The sequence below is a fragment of the Streptomyces sp. NPDC088387 genome (assembly GCF_044753385.1).
Lineage (GTDB): Bacteria > Actinomycetota > Actinomycetes > Streptomycetales > Streptomycetaceae > Streptomyces.
Genome location: NZ_JBIVNC010000013.1, coordinates 84,650 through 100,975, shown reverse-complemented (window position 1 = coordinate 100,975; position 16,326 = coordinate 84,650). Strand labels below are relative to the sequence as shown.

Below are 16,326 nucleotides of genomic sequence, written 5' to 3'. Positions count from 1 at the left end.
CGGCAGGGAGATCGTCGTCGGGCGGGATTGAGATCGCGGCCGGGCGGGCACGCGCATCCCAGCCGGTGGAGGCCGTGCGGCCCGTGATCGCGGGCGAGTGGAACGAGGTGGGCAGGGATGGCCGAGCCGTCGACGCCGGAAGCGCAGTCACCGTCGCAGTCCCGGTCGGAGGGAGACGTACCGACGCCGTCGTTGCGGCCCGGCGCCTACGACCCCGGCGACTACGCGGAGTCCGTGGCACGCAGTGCCGAAGAGGCCGGTGTCCCGGCCGTGTTGGTGATGACCGTGCTCCACAACGAGGCGTACAAGCCCCACCATCCGCTGCTGGAACGGCTGTGGCAGTGGTGGAAGCCCGGCGCGTCCTTCGGTGTGGCCAACATGCACCGGGCGGCCTTCGAACGGGTCCGCGTGACACACGGACTCCAGGGACGCTGGCAGGACCTGCGCGACGATCCCGACTTCGCCATCCGCGCCGCCGCCCTGCACCTCAAGGACCTCGACCAGAGGCTGCCCAAGCTGCACGCGGGCCGCTACACGCGCGACGAACTCCTCGCCCTGGGCTACAACACGGGGGAACGCAACATGCGGGCCTTCGCCCGGGGCGTCCCGCCGGGCCCGCTGGCCCGGTCGTATCTGCGCCGTTTCCGTACCTACCGCGGCCGGGCCGCCCAAGTCATCGCAAAACACGACGAGTCACACGACGCGCGGGGCGACTGACGCGCGGCGGCCGAACCTGTGAACGCGGGCGCCTCGTCCGCCTCACAGTTCAGCCGCAATACATACTTCGTGGAGACATCTTTCATACTGAGGCGTCACGGTTCAGTCCGTGAAAAAGCTCCTCCTCACCCCTGTCCTCGCGGCCCTGGCGCTCACCCTCACCACGGGCAGCGTCGGCGCCGTACAGCCGCAGGCCACGCCGCGCTCCTCCGCGGCCGACCGGGCCTACCGGGACCTGATGGACCACGGCCGGGACGCCAAGGTCATGACCGTGGCGCACCGCGCCCAGTGGCGCGAGGCCCCCGAGAACAGCCTCCCGGCCATCACGGCCGCCTTCGACCACGGCGCCGAGATCGTCGAGATCGACCTCCGGCTGACCAAGGACGGCCACCCCGTCCTCATGCACGACGACACGGTGGACCGCACCACCAACGGCACCGGCAGGGTCGCCGACCTCACCCTGGCGCAGATCAAGGAACTGCGGCTGAAGCAGGGGCTGGGCGGCGCCCAGGCGGCGCTGACCGACGAACGCGTCCCCACGCTGGCCGAGGCCATGCCGCTCATCAAGAACCGCGGTCTGGCCAACCTGGACAAGGGCTGGGACATCCGCGAGGAGATGTACCGGGTCCTGACGGAGACCGGCACGGTCCGCAACGGACTGTTCAAGGGCAGCGCGCCGGTCGCCGAGGTGCAGGCCTTCCGCGAGCAGCACCCGGACGCCCTGTACATGCACGTCGTGTCGGACGACAACATCGACGCCATCGACGCATTCGGTGCCGACCAGCCGCTCGCCTACGAGGTCATCTTCGACAGCGACGAGGACGCGATCGTCCGTAAGCCCGTCCTCGACCGGATGCGCTCCACCGGGCGGGTATGGATCAACTCGATGTGGTTCGGGCTGGCCGACCACTACACCGACGAGCGCTCCCTTATCGACCCCGCCCGGGGCTGGGGCGCCCTCATCAACACGTTCGGCGCCTCCATGCTCCAGACCGACAACGTCGAGACGCTGGAGTCCTGGCTGAAGACGGGCCGTGCGGAGAGGCTGCCCGCGGACAGTGTCCGTGTCCAGGGCGAGGACTTCCGGCAGGGCGGAGAAGGCGTCGCGTACCACGACCTGGACGCGCAGAACCGCGGCGGGAACGTCGCCCGGCTCAAGGAGGGCGTCGACGTCTGCGACCAGGACGGCGCCGTCGACGTGTGCTGGATCCGTGGTGGAGAGTGGCTCACGTACGACTTCGACGTCCGTAAGTCCGGGTACTACGAGGTTTCCGCGCGCGTGTCGTCCCCGTACCAGCCGGCCGGCACCTACCGGCTGACCTTCGACGACGGTCGCCCGAGCGACGGCATCGCGGTGCGGAACACCACGAGCCACAGCGCGTTCTTCGTGCAGCCCTCCGGCGTCAAGCAGTACCTCAAGGCCGGCCGTCACCAGGTCCGCATCAGCATGGACGCCGACGCGTACCAGAACTTCAACCTCGACTACCTCCAGCTCGACCGGGCCCAGGGGACCTCGGCGGGCACAGGAAACGGTCCGTTCACAACGTGAGGGACTTCGGGGAAACACAAGGTTTCTAGCGTATCCGCTCATGGATTCGCAGCTGTATACACCGCCGTTGGCGGCGGCCCCGGCCCCTCAGGAGCCGCCGCCGACGGACACCACCGGGCGCTCGCTGCGCGACACGGTCCACGCCAGGCTGCGTTCCGCCGTGCTGGACGGTGAGTTCGGCCCGCGCGAGCGGCTGACCGAGATGCGGCTCGCCGTACGGTTCGGTGTCTCCCGCACCCCCGTGCGGGAGGCGCTGACGCGGCTGGTGTCCGACGGGCTGATCGAGCGGGGTCACGGCGGCTTCTTCGTCACGATCCCCAATCTCGCCCAGCTCAAGGACCTCTACGAGCTGCGGATCACGCTGGAGCTCCGCGGGATCGCCCGTGCGGTCGAGGACCCGTCCGTGCGGCACGATCCGGCCATGCTCTCGGCCGAGTTGGACCGCTGGTACGCGATGCGCGCGAACCCGCCCGCACCGGACCCGCGCTTCGTCGTCCAGGACGAGCGCTTCCACGCGGAGTTGTCCCGCGCTTCCGGCAACGCGGCTCTCACCGACGCACTCGTGGCGGTCGGCGAGCGGATCCGCCGGGTGCGGATGTACGACTTCCTCACCGAGGACCGGGTCGCGACGACGATCACAGAACACATCACGATCATGGAACTCGTGCGTGCCGGACGGCTCGACGAGGGCCAACGCGCCCTGCACGCCCATGTCGGCGACTCGATGGCCGTTGTGCTGGCCCTCGCCCAGCGGGCCATGACGCAGATGGCCCTGCACGCCGACCGTCTCTGAGAACGGGCGGCCTCCCCGTCCCCGCCGCCCGGGTGGCGGCGCCGCCTCCCCGTCTCCGCCGCCCGAGTTGCGGTGCCGCCGATCCCGTCCCACACCCCTGCCCCGTCCGCTCACTCCTGAAGGGCTGCCCATGAGCACCACGGAGTCACCCCAGACAGCCGCAGCGCCGGCCTCCCCGACCAGCCAGGCCACCAAGGAGACCCTGGAGGACTACACCCTTCGCTTCGCGCCCCGCAGTTACCGCCGCTGGACGCCGATGGTCGTGTCGACGACCGCGCTCGGCGGCATCGCGTACATGGCCGACTTCTCCATCGGCGCCGGTATCGGACTGGCCCACGGCACCGGCAACGCGCTCGTGGCGATCGCCGTGGCCGCCGTCGTCATCTTCGTCACCGGTTTCCCGCTCGCCTACTACGGTGCCCGCTACAACATCGACCTGGACCTCGTCACCCGCGGCTCCGGCTTCGGCTACTACGGTTCGGTCATCACCAGTGTCATCTTCGCGAGCTTCACCTTCATCTTCTTCGCCCTCGAAGGCTCGATCATGGCCCAGGGCCTGGAGGTAGGCCTCGGACTCCCGCTCTGGCTGGGCTATCTGGTCTCCACGCTCATGGTGATCCCGCTGGTGATCTACGGGATGAAGGCGCTCAGCAAACTCCAGGTGTGGACCACCCCGATCTGGCTGCTCCTGATGGTCGGCCCGCTGGTCTACCTGATCGCGAGCGACCCGGGGACCGTCGACCGGTTCCTCGCCTACGCGGGCACCGACGGCGAGGGCGGTGTGAACACCGCCGCGGTGCTGCTGGGCGCGGGTGTGTGTCTGTCGCTCATCGCGCAGATCGGTGAGCAGATCGACTACCTGCGGTTCATGCCGCCCAAGACCGAGGCCAACAAGCGGGCCTGGTGGACGGCCGTGGTGATGGCCGGTCCGGGCTGGGTGGTGCTGGGCGCGCTCAAGCAGGCCATCGGTGTGTTCCTCGCGGTGTACATCCTGGCCGAGGTCGGTCCGGGCGCCGCGCCGGAGCCGATCCAGCAGTTCAAGGGGGCGTTCGACGCGATGATGCCGTCCTGGCTCGTCGTGCCGCTGGCGGTGATCCTGGTCGTGATCAGCCAGATCAAGATCAACGTGACGAACGCGTACTCCGGATCGCTCGCCTGGACAAACTCCTTCACCCGCGTCACCAAGCGCTATCCGGGCCGGATGGTCTTCGTCCTGTTCAACCTCGCCGTGGCGCTGGTGCTGATGGAGGCCGACATGTTCAGCTTCCTCAACGACATCCTGGGCTTCTACTCGAACTGTGCCATCGCCTGGGTGGTCACCGTCGCCACCGACATCGGCATCAACAAGTACGTGCTGAAACTCTCCCCGCGCGCCCCCGAGTTCCGCCGCGGCATGCTCTACGCGGTCAACCCGGTCGGGGTGGTGGCGTTCGTGGCCGCTTCCGGGCTCTCCATCGCCCTGTACTTCCACCTGTTCGGCGACACGCTCCAGCCGTACTCCCCCGTCGCGGCCGCCGTCATCGCGTTTGTGCTCACGCCCCTCATGGCGATCGTCACCAAGGGCAGGTACTACCTGCGGCGCACCGACGACGGCATCAGCGAGCCGCTGCTCGACGCCGAGGGCAACCCGAGCGCCACGACGTTCGACTGCCATGTCTGCCACCAGTCCTTCGAGCGGCCCGACCTGACGGCGTGCCTGGTCCACGACGCGGTCGTCTGCTCGCTGTGCCTGAGCACGGACAAGGTGGGTGACCACGTGCTGCCGGCGCAGACCCCGGCGGGCTGACGTCCGCCACCACACCCCGCACACACCACCGGTGATTCCGCGTTGAAGGCGGTAAAGCTGGTGTGTGCGGGGAATGGACGTCTCGTGGCTACCACCAGTGACGCCTTGCAAGAGGCCCAGGAACGTGTCCGTGTCTGTCGCGAGAACGGTGACCGCCCCGGCCTCGCCCACGCGCTCGTCCTGCTCTCCGCCGAATTCCAGAAGGTCGCCCGGCACGAGGAGGGGATTGCCGCGGCGCGTGAAGCAGCCGCCCTGTACCGCGAGTTGGGCAACCAGGGCGGCCTGGTGTGGGCGCTGGAGAACGTGGCCGGCCGCTGCACCGCCGCGGGCCGGCACCAGGAGGCGGCCGAGGCCACCCAGGAGCGCGTCGACATCCAGCGTGCCGCCCAGGACCGGCCCGGGCTCGCACACGCTCTGGTGACCCTCGGCTCGAACCTCCAGGCCGCGGGCCGGATCGCCGAGGCGCTGACCGCCGCTCTCGAAGGAACCGCCGTCTACCGCGAGTTGGGCGGGCCCGGCGGTGTCGCCTGGGCGCTGGAGAACCTCGCCCTGCGCTACACGGCGGTGGGCCGGCACCGTGAGGCGGCCGAGGCCAACCGTGAGGTGAGCGACATCCACCGCGCGGCGCAGGACCGCCCCGCGCTCGCGCGGACCCTGGTGACGCTGGGTGCGAACCTGCTGAGTTCCGGTGAGCCGGAGCAGGCGGTTGTGCCCGCGCGGGAGTCGGTGGCGCTGTACCAGGCGCTGAACAACCTGTCGGGCTTCACCTGGGCACGTCAGCACCTCGACCGGATCGCCGTGGTGCTGGCCGGCCGGCAGCCGTTCGAGTACGCGGTGCCGCCGCCCTTCACCGTCGAGGCGTCGTTCCCGCCGGGCGCCCCGCTGTCGACGCTGGGGCGCAACGACAGTCACATGGAGGTCTTCACCGTCGACACCAACGGGCGGATGTGGACGTCCTGGTGGTGGCACGGGGCCTGGGAGGGCAGTTTCCTTCTCGCCGGACACGCGTTCCCGCCGGGCGCGCACGTCGCCACGGTGTCGCGCAACGACGACCACATGGAGATCTACGCCGTCGACGCCGACGGCCAGGTGTGGGGGAACTGGTGGCACGGCGAGTGGAGGGGCTGGTTCCCGCTGCCCGGGCACACCTTCCCTCCGGGTGCGCCGCTGACCACACTCTCGCGCAACGAGGACCACATGGAGGTGTGGGGCGTCGACCGCGACGGCCAGGTGTGGGGCAACTGGTGGAACGGGGAGTGGCAGGGCTGGTACCCGGTGACGGGACACACCTTCCCGGCCGCGTCCCACCTGGTCTCGCTGTCCCGCAACGACGACCACATGGAGCTGTACGCGGTCGACGGACTTCAGCGGCTGCACGCCTCGGCCTGGGGCGGCGGGTGGAGCGCCTGGCAGCGTCTCGGGACGTACGAGTTCCCGGCCGGATCCCCGCTCGCCGGCGTCTCCCGGCACGAGGAGCACCTGGAGGTCTTCGGCATCGACAAGGACCGCCAACCGCGCGGCAACTGGTGGGACGGCAACACCTGGCACGAGTGGTTCCCCCTCGGCACACGGCAGTTCGAGCCGGGTACACCCCTGGCGACGGTGTCCCGGCACGAGGACCACATGGAGGTCTTCGCCGTCGACGCCGCCGGTCAGACGTGGGGCAACTACTGGGACTCCGAGGACTGGCACGACTGGTTCAAGGTCAGGGACCAGCAGCCCTTCACCGGGCCGGCCCACCTGGCCACCCTGACCCGCGACGACCACCACATGGAGGTCTTCGGCGTCGACGGGTCGGGGAAGCGCACCGCGGCCTGGTACGTGAACGGGTACTGGCACGACTGGTTTCCGCTCCCCGCGGCCACCACACCGGTCCCGGACGAGGAGATCCCGCCGGGTGACGAACGGATCTTCACCCTCGGGAAGGAGATCTGGGTCTACAGCACAGTGGGCATGCGGCTGCCTCTCTTCTGTTCCGAGGCGCAGCTGATCTGCCGCCAGGACGGCAGCTGGCGGTTCACCGCGTTCATGCGCAACACGGAGGAGGACGGAGACTGCCAGTTCGATCTCTTCCTGCGCCTCAACGGTGTCTCGCGGCCCTTCGACTTCCGGCTCTCGGGCGAGCTGGGCGCGCCGGGCGACAAGGAGGCCTCCCGGGTGGGCCGCCGGGCCCTGGGGATCCTGCCGGAGCGGCACTTCGAGGAGGAGGGGCACTACGACGCCCTGACCGACCCCGCGTTCTTCCGTGAGGTGTACACCTGCGGAGCCACCTTCACCATCGCTCCGCCCGCTTGGAGCGACTACATCGTGCCGCCCACCGAGGATCCCGAGGAGTAGCCCTGCGGGGCCGTGCCGCGTCGTTCACTTCGCCGGCCTGCCCCGCTCCTCGCCCCGCACGCTCAGCGGAGAGAACGCCACGCTGGTCACCCAGCCGTCGACCCAACGCACCTCCAACTCCCCCTCCGATACATCGACTTCGGCCACGGCACTCGCCGGAGGCGTCTCGGTCGCGGTGAGTGACGCCAGCGCCGCGAACACCGCCGTTCCGCGCACGTCCGCCGAGAGACGGGGAACGCGCACCCATGGCTCGTAGGCGGTGCCCTCGGGTGCGCGCACCCGGTCCTCCTCGGACCATCCGTACAGCCCCGTCAGTTCCGAAAGGAGGGTGTCCGTGGCCCAGCCCGTGAGGGTGAGCCGGGCTCCGGGCGGGGCTCCGACGACCCGGTGCACACGCAGTTCGTGCCGGCCCCGCGCCACCGTCACGCTCTCCACACGCAGCCCCGGCACCATCGGCGGACCGGAGGGGAACACGGGGCGGTGCCAGGACGCGGCCCATCCCCAGCCGTCGCCGTGTCCCGCGCCGAGCGGGTGGATCCGGCGCCGCACGCTGCCCACTCCCCCGATCTCGACCGCCACGTGGTTGTCGGCGACGTTGGCCGGTGCCGTCGGGCCGGTGTGTGTGGAGTAGGCGTGGCGGGCGTACAGCGGGTCGTTGTCGGCGGCTGACTCCCCTTCGTGGGGGCGGACGTGGTCGCTGCCGTGGTTGTGCAGTCGTACGATCCCGTCCGCGGCGGTCGACTGGACGAGCAGCCCCGGCGCGGGCAGGGCCAGCACCCGGTCGGGACCCTCGCTCGGCGACGGCTCCTCGGTCGCCGTCCACAGCGGGGCGTCGTCCGGCGCGAGCAGTGCCACGAAGGCCTTGGACGCCCAGTACGGGGACGCGGGCCCGGAGTAGGTCTGGAGGGTGGCGGGGTGCGGGCCGTGCCAGCCCAGGCTCAGCAGGCCCTGGTCCGTGACGGCACCCCGGTCGAGGAAGTAACGCAGACTGCCGCTGATCAGCCGGCGCGAAGTGCCCGGGGACAGCGGGGTGTTGCCGGTGACGGCGCCCGCGCCGACCGCCGCGGTGGCCGCGAAACGGTAGGTCAGTGAGCGGCCGAAGTGGATGGGTGCGCCGTCGGCGCCGAACAGCAGGGAGAATCCCTCCAGGTGTTCGCGCAGGCGCGGGCCGAACCGGGCCGCCAGTGCGGTGTCGCCCGTCAGATGGGCGTGCAGTACCGGATACAGGTGCAGGGCCCAGCCGTTGTAGTGGTCGTAGGCCTGGCCGTCGCCGTCCGAGTACCAGCCGCCGCCCCGGTACCAGGTCTCCATCAGTTCGAGGGCCCGGTCCATTGCGCGTGCGGTCACCTCGTCGCCGCGGCCCGCCGACTCCAGGAACGAGGCCACGGTGAACGGGAAGAGGTACCAGTTGTTGGGCGCGGGGATGTGGGTGAGCGCGCCGCGCAGCCACCGCTCGGCCCGGTCCTGTGTGCTGTCGTCGAGCCGGTCCCACAGCCACGGGCGGGTCAGGGACAGGCCGAGTGCGACGGACGCCGACTCGACCATGGGCTGGCCCTGGATCTGGTGGTCCAGGACGAGGGGCCATGACTCGGTGTCGTCCCTGCCGGGTGTGCGGGTGCCGGCGGTGAGGCCGGACGCGTACCGCTCCAGCAGGCCTTGCGGGTCCTTGCCGCCGGCGCCCGCGATCCGGAAGCCGGCCGCGAGGAACGTACGGGCGTAGCCCTCCAGTCCGTCCGAGCGGACGCCCGAGCGTGAGGGGCGGCCCGGCAGGTCGAGCAGGGCGCCGCCCGGGGTGGCCCAGCGCCACGCGGCCTCCAGCAGTCCGTCGGCGGCGGCCTCCCAGTGGGCGCGGGTGTAGCCGGTGTACGGGCTCAGTTCGCGGTTCTCGGCGGGGAGTGCAAAGGGGATGCCGGGGGTGCTCATGCCAGGAACGCCAGCCTTTCGCGTCGTACGGGGTGGGCGAATCCGTCGCCCGCGGCCCACCGGGCGACCTCGCCGACGGCGGTGTCGGCGAGGCGTTCCCACTCGCTGCCCTGGGAGCCGGCCAGGTGGGGTGTGATCAGTGCGTTCTGGAGGTCCCACAACGGATGGTCGGGGGGCGGGACCTCGGGGTCGGTCACGTCGAGGACCGCGCGGATGCGGCCCGCGCGCAGCACGTCGGTGAGGGCGTCCTGGTCGACGACGGCACCGCGGGAGGTGTTGATCAGGGCGGCTCCCGGGCGCATGGCGGTGAGGAGTTCACGGCTGACCAGGCCGCGGGTGGCGGGCAGCAGCGGGGTGTGGACGCTCAACAGGTCGCTGCGGGTGAAGAGTTCGGGCAGCTCCACCCATTCCACGCCCAGTTCGGCGGCTTCCGCTCCGGTGACGTAGGGGTCGTGCAGCAGTACCTCGTGGTCGAAGGGGCGCAGCAGTTCGATGACGCGGCGGCCGATCAGGGACGCGGAGAGGATGCCCACCGTACGGCGGTAGTTGCCCACCTGGTGCGAGGTGTGCAGCCAGTCGTCGCGGCGGCGGGTGCTCCGGTAGTCGCGGGCCCGCTCCAGGACGTGTTTGCCGTGGAGCAGGATCATGGCGAGGGTGTACTCGGCGACCGGCAGCGCGTTGGCGGCGGCGGCGGACGAGACCTCGACGCCGCGGTCCCAGCAGGCGTCGGTGACATGCCCGCGCACCGAACCGGCGGCGTGGACCACGGCCTTGAGCCGGGGCGCGGCCGCGAGGACGTCCGCGTCGAGGCGTGGGCATCCCCAGCCGGTGACGAGGACCTCGACGTCGGCGAGGACGTGCCGGGCGTGCGCGGACGTCAGGTCGTCGAGGACGGGCGGCGGCGCCAGGTCGCACACGTCGCCCAGTTCGGACAGTGACCGCGGGGTGAAGACGGCGTCCGCCGCCGAGCGGGACATGGCCAGTGCCGCGCGGGGTTTGGTCACTTGACCGCCCCCGCCGTGAGGCCGGAGCGCCAGAACCGCTGGAGCAGGACGAAGGCGAGGATGAGGGGAAGGACCGCGAGGAGCGAGCCCATGATCACCACCGGGTAGTACTCGGGCGAGACGGTCGCCTGGCTGTTCCACTGGTAGAGGCCGAGGCTGACGGGATACAGGTCCTGGTCGGAGAGCATGACCATGGGCAGGAAGAAGTTGTTCCAGATCGCGGTCAGCTGGAAGAGGAAGACGGTGATCAGGCCAGGGCCGAGCAGCCGCAGGGAGACGCGGACGTACGTCGTCAGCTCGCCGGCGCCGTCGACACGGGCCGCCTCCAGGATCTCGTTGGGCACATAACCCTGGGCGAAGATGCGGCCCAGGTAGACGCCGAACGGGTTGAACAGGACCGGGATGAACACCGACCAGAAGGTGTTCACCACGCCGGTCTCGCTCGCGATCAGATACAGGGGCAGCGCGAGCACGGTCTGCGGCACCATGACCGCCGCGAGGACCAGGCCGAACAGCTTCTCCTTGTGCCGGAAGTGGTACTTGTCGAAGGCGTACCCGCAGGCGACGCTGATCAGCGCGCCCAGGGCGGCGCCCAGGACCGCGTACAGCAGGCTGTTGCCGTACCAGCGGCTGTAGAGGCCGCCGTCCATGGCGAACAGGTCCCTGACGTTCTGCACGAACGAGAAGTCGCTGAACGACAGGATGCTGCTGCTGAACAGCGCGTCGCGGGACTTCGACGCGGCGAGCACCAGCCACAGCACGGGCAGCAGGGTGTACAGCACGGAGAGGGTGACGACGGCGTTGACGGTGGCGCGGCCCAGCAGGCGCGGGCGCAGCAGGGCGGAGTCCGTGGCGCTCATCGGGCGTTCTCCTCGGCCGGGTTGACGCGGTTGGTCCAGCGGGTGACGGCGTAGGAGACGCCGATCGTGATGACGAGGAGGATCACCGAGGCGGCGGCGGCCAGCGAGTAGTTGTTCCGGCTGAAGGCCGCGTCGTAGATGTACATGCTCGGTGAGAACCGGGCGCCGATGATCTGCGAGCCCTGGTGCAGCAGCATCGGTTCGGTGAACAGTTGCAGGGCCCAGATCAGGGTGAACATCGCGACCATGACGATGGAGGGCCGTACGAGCGGGGTCTTGACCCGCAGTGCGGTGCGCACCGGTCCGGCACCGTCGACCACCGCGGCCTCCAGCACCTCGCGGGGGACGGCCTGGAGTGCGGCGTAGAAGATGACCATGTTGTAGCCGAGGTTGCTCCACAGGGCGATGTTCACGATCGACGGGACCGCGGTGTGCAGGCCGAGGAAGTTGACCGTGATGTCGGCCTTGCCGAGCACTTCGATGACCGGGCTGAGGCCGGGCGTGTAGAGGTACAGCCAGATCAGCGCGGCGATGATGCCGGGGACCGCGTGCGGCAGGAAGAGGCCCAACTGGGCCCAGGAGCGCAGCCGTACGACGCCGGAGTCGAGGAGCAGTGCGAGGGCCAGCGAGCCGACCGTCATCAGCGGGATGTAGATCAGGCAGTACAGCGCCACCGTTCCGAGTCCGGACAGGAACGACGGGTCGGTCAGTACGGCGGTGTACGAGCGCAGGCCGACGAAGACGGTGCGTTCCGCGCCGAAGCCGAGGCCGGGCTGGTCGTCGCTGAAGAAGCTGAGCCACACCGCCGTGCCGACCGGCAGCAGGAACACGAGGGTGAGGAGGACGAAGAACGGGGCCATCAGGACGCCCGCGGCGCCGCCGCGCCGGCGCCTGGCCGCCTTCTGCGCCTTGCGCCCGGAGACGCCTGCCACCCGAGGGGGTACGGAGGCCGCCGCGGGGGAATGGGTGGTCGCGGTCATCGAGGTCACCTGCCGTTCGGGGTGCGGGTGTTCACGTGGTGTGCTGGGTGGTCGTGAGGCCGAGGGCCCTGAGGTCGGGCATGGTGCCGTCCTGTGCGGCGCGCATCGACGACTCGAGGGTGCCGGAGCCGACGGCCGCCCGGGCGAAGGCGTCCTGCATGACCTGGGCGGTCGCCGTCATCCGGGGTCCCCACGTCCAGTTGTCGCCGATCTTGTGGGCCTCCTGCTCGAACAGGGCGTAGATGTCCTGGCCGCCGTAGTAGGTGCGGTCGAAGGCGGCGCGGCCCACCTCGATCAGTCCGGTCGCGGCCGGGTACTGGCTGCTCGCACCGCTGGAGAGCCGGGCGCGGAGGGCGTCGGGGTGCGAGACCTGCCACTCGATGAACTCCATGGCGGCCTCGGGGTGTCTGCTGTCCTTGGTGACGGTGAACGTCGAGCCGCCGTTGGTGCCGAGTGCGGGATTCGCCGGGTCCCACTGGGGCTGCGGGGCGATGCGCCACTTGCCCTTGCCCTCGGGGTGGGCGTTCATCTGCGCGCCCGCGTCCCAGGCGCCGCTGTGCCGGGTGAGGATCAGGCCGTTGGCGTTCTGGGCGTCGTTGGCGCGGCTGGTGGGCGAGTTGACGTAGACGAGGTCCTCGTCGATGAGTCGCTGCCAGTACCTGGCCACGCGGCGGGTGGGGGCGTCGGCCAGGGAGACGTTCCACGCGCCCTCGGACGTGTCGAACCACTGGGCGCCGGCCGCCCAGGCCCAGCCCGAGAACTGGCCCATGTCCGTGGAGAAGATGGTGACCTTGCGGTCGCCGCCCGTGCGGCGGACGGCACGGGCCAGGTCGGTGTACTCGTCCCAGGTGGTCGGGAGATCGAGGCCGTACTTGTCGAAGAGGTCCTTGCGGTAGTGCAGCACCATCGGTTCGACGTCGAGGGGCACGCTGTAGGTGCGGTTCTCGAACGTGGTGAGGCGCAGGGCCTGCGGCAGCAGTTTGGCCCGGAGCCCGTCGCTGATCATGTCCGTCATGTCGCGGGCCACACCGTCGATGGCGTAGCCGGGCACCTGGGGGTACTCGATCGTGGCGACGTCCGGGGCGTTGCCCGCCCGCGCCGCGTTGCTGAGTTTCAGGTACCCGCCGCCCGTGCCGGAGGGGATCTGCTCGAAGTCGACCCGGATGTGGTCGTGGGTCCTGTTGAACTCGTCCACCACTTCCTGGCTGCCGCGCAGCGCGGACCAGAACGTGATGGTGGTCTTGCCTTTGGTACCGGCCTTGCTGCTGCTCCCGGACGACGCGCTGTTGGTTCCGCTGCAAGCGCCGAGGGCGCCCGTCAGCGGCAGCGCGGTGATCGCGGCGAGCACGGACCGACGGCTCTGTCGACCGGGCATGTGCGCCTCCCGCGGCTTCTGCGGCTGTGGGTGTGCGAGTCACGGGAATACTGATCGGCTGAGCGGACCTGGTCAATGGATCGATCAGAAGAAAATAAAGCGGTCAAACGATCGTCCGTGAAGGGAGTTGACCACATGGCCGCGGGACGGCAGGTCAGGCGACCGTCCGCGGGTTGGGTGCCTGTGTCGAGCCGCGGACCTTCAGCGTCGGCAGCAACTCCACCCGGTGCACGGGCCCGGAGGCGTCGTCGAGTGTACGGGGGTCCAGGCGGCGCAGCAGCAGTCGCGCCGCCATCCGGCCGACGTCGGCCTTCGGCGGGGACACCGCCGTCAGAGGGGTACTGCCGAGCGCCGCGACCACGTCGTCGTACGCGATCACCGAGCAGTCCTCCGGGACGCGGACGCCGCTGTCGCGCAGCGACTGGACCAGCATCAGCGCGTCCACGTCGCCGTGCAGCACGGCCGCGGTGGCGCCGGTCTCGGCGATCAGGGCGGGCAGCTGGACCGCCTGCTCGGCGCGCTCGTCCGACGGGTCGGGCACCGCGGTGGGCGAGCTGAGCGCCACGGTCCACTTGTCGACACCCGGGTGGTCCGCCGCGATCTCGCGGAACGCGGCCCGGACGGCGCGGGCCGTGGGGCTGTCGTCGCGCGCGGCCAGCACGATGCGCCGGTGGCCCAGTTCGGCGAGGTAGTCGACGGCGAGATGGACGCCGTACCAGTGGTCCGTGCACACGGTGTCCACGGCGTGCAGGGCGCTGCCGCGGCGGGGTCTGCGCTCCATGACGACCGCCGGCACGTCCAGCCGGGACAGCCAGGTGTAGTCGGCCTCCTCCGTGACGCGGCTGCGCCACCGGGGCGCGATCAGCAGGCCGCGCGCGCCGTCCGCCAGCGCCCGCTCCACCAGGGGCTGTTCGGTGCCGGGTGCCTGTGGTGCGATCTGAAGCGCGACCTGCACGCCGGCCTCGTCGAAGACCGAACGGGCACCGTGCAGCGCCTCGTACAGGTAGGCGTGGTGCTCGGGGACGACGAGCGCCACGGGGCCGCCGCCGGCCGCGGAGTGCGGCGCCGGTACGGTGTCCTCCGCCTCGGGCACCACCGGCCTCGCCACTCCGTGACCGCGGCGGAGCCTGCCCTGGCGGGCGAGTTCCTCGACGTCCCGGCGGAGCGTCACCACCGACACCGCGAGTTCCGCGGCCAGGTCGGTCACCCGGATCGTGCCGCGCGACTGCACCACGGCGAGTATCCGCTGCCGTCTGAGATCGACCGGTTCGCGCATCCTTGACGACACCTCACAGCCCGCTGTTCGTTTGAGCGCTTTACTGAACGCTTCGGCGGCAGCATAACGAGCCCCGGCCGGGCGTAGTCAGCCTTTGGCCGGTCCGGTTTCGGTCATCGAGGTCCGGGGCGGGTCGAAGGTGGTGCAGCGTGCCGCGCGTAGGTGGCGCGGGCGACGCGGTCTTGGGGTGGGGGGCGCCGGGCGCGGAGGCCGGGCGGGCGTGAGTGAATGAGCGTCGCGGCCGACGAGTGACGGTCGTGACCCTCACGACCGCCGACCCCTCAAGAGGAGCCCTTCCCCATGCCGGTGCCCGCCGACCCGACCGTCCTGCATCCGATGCCCGAGCAGCCCCGGGTCGTGCTCCTCAAGCCGCTCGTGAAGTCGCCGCTGATCGAGGTCGGGGAGTACTCCTACTACGACGATCCGGACGACCCGACGGCGTTCGAGACCCGTAACGTCCTCTACCACTACGGCCCGGAGAGGCTGGTCATCGGCCGGTTCTGTGCCCTGGGGACGGGCGTGCGGTTCATCATGAACGGCGCCAACCACCGTATGGACGGCCCGTCCACCTTCCCCTTCCCCACCATGGGCGGCTCGTGGGCCGACCACTTCGACCTGCTCACCGGCCTGCCCAACCGCGGGGACACCGTCGTGGGCAACGACGTCTGGTTCGGCCACGGCACCACGGTCATGCCGGGGGTGCGGATCGGTCACGGCGCGATCATCGGCGCCGGGTCGGTGGTCACCGGTGACGTGCCGGACTACGGCATCGTGGGCGGCAATCCGGCCCGCCTCATCCGCACACGCTACGACGCGGAGGACGTCGCCCGGTTGCTGGCGGTGGCCTGGTGGGACTGGCCGGCGGAGCACATCACGGAGCACGTTCGCACGATCATGTCCGGGAGCGTGGCCGAGCTTGAGGCGGCCGCGCCGGTGTAGCGAGGACGGGTGCGCGCCGTCGCGGCCCGTCACAGCGCCCGCCAGTGCCCCTCCGTACTCGTCAGCGCACCTCCGCACTCGTCAGCGCCCGTCGAGGATCTTGGCCATCCCGAACTCGAACCGCTCGTCGAACGACGTCGGCGCGAGATGCCCGGCGACCCGCACCAGCGCGGGATGGCTCCGCGTGGAGACCGCACTCGCCAGGACCGCGCCGAGCGGACGCTGGTCGGCCGCCTGTTCCTCCTGGGTGAGGCCCAGCGTGAAGTAGATGACCGTCCAGGCGGTCCAGGCGGCCTCCCGATCGTCCATGCCGCACCGCAGCAGCGCGTCGACGAGCGCCTCGGCGAAGGCCAGGGTGTGCGGCTCGGCGGCGAAGGTGCCCACGACCAGCGCCGCGCCGTCGCGGTGCGCGAGCAGGGCGTGGCGATAGCGGCGGACCAGTTCGCGGGTGCGTTCGCCGGGGCCGGCCGGCAGGCCGGTCAGGGAGATCTCGCCGACTAGGGCGTCCGCCATGAGTTCGAGCATCCGGGCCTTGGTCTTCACATGCCACTGCACGGTGTTGATCCGGACTCCGAGGCGGTCGGCGACTGCCCGCGTGGACAGCACTTCCAGGCCCTTTTCGTCCAGAAGTTCCAGCGCCGTACGGATCACCGTGGCCGGATCGAGTCGGTTGCCCGGTTGCTTGTTGGTCACCGACCTAGGCTACTGCACGACCAGGTCGTGCGAGGCGGAAGTCGTTGCGTGCGAGGCCGACCGCGACGTGGCCATTACTGATCTTTGCCGGTTG

Annotated in this window: 13 protein-coding genes; 6 read left to right on the top strand and 7 right to left on the bottom strand. The window is 70.5% G+C overall.

The features are described 5' to 3' along the window. Positions 1 to 117: 117 nt before the first annotated feature. The 5 genes from ACIQAC_RS30205 (at position 118) to ACIQAC_RS30185 (ending at position 7,182) form a co-directional block, all read left to right on the top strand. A complete protein-coding gene (locus ACIQAC_RS30205) occupies positions 118 to 717 on the top strand; it encodes a lytic transglycosylase domain-containing protein (protein ID WP_402196426.1) in 600 nt (199 codons plus the stop codon). Between the two features lie 109 nt (positions 718 to 826). Beyond that, entirely contained in the window at positions 827 to 2,266 is a 1,440-nt protein-coding gene (locus tag ACIQAC_RS30200) for a glycerophosphodiester phosphodiesterase family protein (RefSeq protein ID WP_402196424.1), read from the top strand. Between the two features lie 40 nt (positions 2,267 to 2,306). Then, positions 2,307 to 3,059, top strand: coding sequence for a GntR family transcriptional regulator (locus ACIQAC_RS30195; protein WP_402196423.1), 753 nt, complete (start codon positions 2,307 to 2,309; stop codon positions 3,057 to 3,059). Between the two features lie 130 nt (positions 3,060 to 3,189). Continuing rightward, entirely contained in the window at positions 3,190 to 4,845 is a 1,656-nt protein-coding gene (locus ACIQAC_RS30190; RefSeq protein ID WP_402196421.1) for a purine-cytosine permease family protein, read from the top strand. Positions 4,846 to 4,929: 84 nt separating this feature from the next. After that, a complete protein-coding gene (locus ACIQAC_RS30185; RefSeq protein WP_402196418.1) occupies positions 4,930 to 7,182 on the top strand; it encodes a tetratricopeptide repeat protein in 2,253 nt (750 codons plus the stop codon). Positions 7,183 to 7,206: 24 nt separating this feature from the next. Here the strand turns inward: ACIQAC_RS30185 and ACIQAC_RS30180 are convergent, their stop codons facing one another. From ACIQAC_RS30180 to ACIQAC_RS30155, 6 genes are all read right to left on the bottom strand, one after another. Further along, complete coding sequence (locus ACIQAC_RS30180; RefSeq protein WP_402196415.1) at positions 7,207 to 9,105, bottom strand: DUF2264 domain-containing protein; 1,899 nt, start codon at positions 9,103 to 9,105, stop codon at positions 7,207 to 7,209. After that, positions 9,102 to 10,082 carry a hydroxyacid dehydrogenase gene (locus tag ACIQAC_RS30175; protein ID WP_402196752.1) on the bottom strand — a complete coding sequence of 327 codons (981 nt, stop codon included), beginning with the start codon at positions 10,080 to 10,082 and terminating at the stop codon, positions 9,102 to 9,104. Before ACIQAC_RS30175 ends, ACIQAC_RS30180 begins: the two co-directional genes overlap by 4 nt. 23 nt (positions 10,083 to 10,105) lie before the next feature. Next, positions 10,106 to 10,969 carry a carbohydrate ABC transporter permease gene (locus ACIQAC_RS30170; protein ID WP_402196413.1) on the bottom strand — a complete coding sequence of 288 codons (864 nt, stop codon included), beginning with the start codon at positions 10,967 to 10,969 and terminating at the stop codon, positions 10,106 to 10,108. After that, positions 10,966 to 11,949 (bottom strand): carbohydrate ABC transporter permease, encoded by a 984-nt coding sequence (locus ACIQAC_RS30165; RefSeq protein ID WP_402196410.1) that lies wholly within the window; start codon positions 11,947 to 11,949, stop codon positions 10,966 to 10,968. The genes ACIQAC_RS30170 and ACIQAC_RS30165 overlap by 4 nt, the downstream gene beginning before the upstream one ends. A 31-nt stretch (positions 11,950 to 11,980) precedes the next feature. After that, the gene (locus ACIQAC_RS30160; RefSeq protein ID WP_402196408.1) at positions 11,981 to 13,324 is read right to left on the bottom strand and encodes an ABC transporter substrate-binding protein; all 1,344 of its coding nucleotides are present in this window, start codon (positions 13,322 to 13,324) and stop codon (positions 11,981 to 11,983) included. Positions 13,325 to 13,478: 154 nt separating this feature from the next. Further along, complete coding sequence (locus ACIQAC_RS30155; RefSeq protein ID WP_402196405.1) at positions 13,479 to 14,600, bottom strand: substrate-binding domain-containing protein; 1,122 nt, start codon at positions 14,598 to 14,600, stop codon at positions 13,479 to 13,481. A gap of 300 nt (positions 14,601 to 14,900) precedes the next feature. Between ACIQAC_RS30155 and ACIQAC_RS30150 the strand changes: the two genes are divergently transcribed. Beyond that, a complete protein-coding gene (locus tag ACIQAC_RS30150; protein ID WP_402196403.1) occupies positions 14,901 to 15,539 on the top strand; it encodes a CatB-related O-acetyltransferase in 639 nt (212 codons plus the stop codon). 81 nt (positions 15,540 to 15,620) lie between these two features. Here the strand turns inward: ACIQAC_RS30150 and ACIQAC_RS30145 are convergent, their stop codons facing one another. Further along, positions 15,621 to 16,232 (bottom strand): TetR/AcrR family transcriptional regulator C-terminal domain-containing protein, encoded by a 612-nt coding sequence (locus ACIQAC_RS30145; protein ID WP_402196401.1) that lies wholly within the window; start codon positions 16,230 to 16,232, stop codon positions 15,621 to 15,623. Positions 16,233 to 16,326 lie beyond the last annotated feature (94 nt).

What these genes read in the sequence shown, in the direction of transcription:
- ACIQAC_RS30205 (WP_402196426.1), top strand. Translation starts at nt 118, where the DNA reads ATGGCCGAGCCGTCGACGCCGGAAGCGCAGTCACCGTCGCAGTCCCGG.
- ACIQAC_RS30195 (WP_402196423.1), top strand. Translation starts at nt 2,307, where the DNA reads ATGGATTCGCAGCTGTATACACCGCCGTTGGCGGCGGCCCCGGCCCCT.
- ACIQAC_RS30190 (WP_402196421.1), top strand. Translation starts at nt 3,190, where the DNA reads ATGAGCACCACGGAGTCACCCCAGACAGCCGCAGCGCCGGCCTCCCCG.
- ACIQAC_RS30180 (WP_402196415.1), bottom strand. Translation starts at nt 9,105, where the DNA reads ATGAGCACCCCCGGCATCCCCTTTGCACTCCCCGCCGAGAACCGCGAA.
- ACIQAC_RS30175 (WP_402196752.1), bottom strand. Translation starts at nt 10,082, where the DNA reads ATGTCCCGCTCGGCGGCGGACGCCGTCTTCACCCCGCGGTCACTGTCC.
- ACIQAC_RS30170 (WP_402196413.1), bottom strand. Translation starts at nt 10,969, where the DNA reads ATGAGCGCCACGGACTCCGCCCTGCTGCGCCCGCGCCTGCTGGGCCGC.
- ACIQAC_RS30165 (WP_402196410.1), bottom strand. Translation starts at nt 11,949, where the DNA reads ATGACCGCGACCACCCATTCCCCCGCGGCGGCCTCCGTACCCCCTCGG.
- ACIQAC_RS30160 (WP_402196408.1), bottom strand. Translation starts at nt 13,324, where the DNA reads ATGCCCGGTCGACAGAGCCGTCGGTCCGTGCTCGCCGCGATCACCGCG.
- ACIQAC_RS30155 (WP_402196405.1), bottom strand. Translation starts at nt 14,600, where the DNA reads ATGCGCGAACCGGTCGATCTCAGACGGCAGCGGATACTCGCCGTGGTG.
- ACIQAC_RS30150 (WP_402196403.1), top strand. Translation starts at nt 14,901, where the DNA reads ATGCCGGTGCCCGCCGACCCGACCGTCCTGCATCCGATGCCCGAGCAG.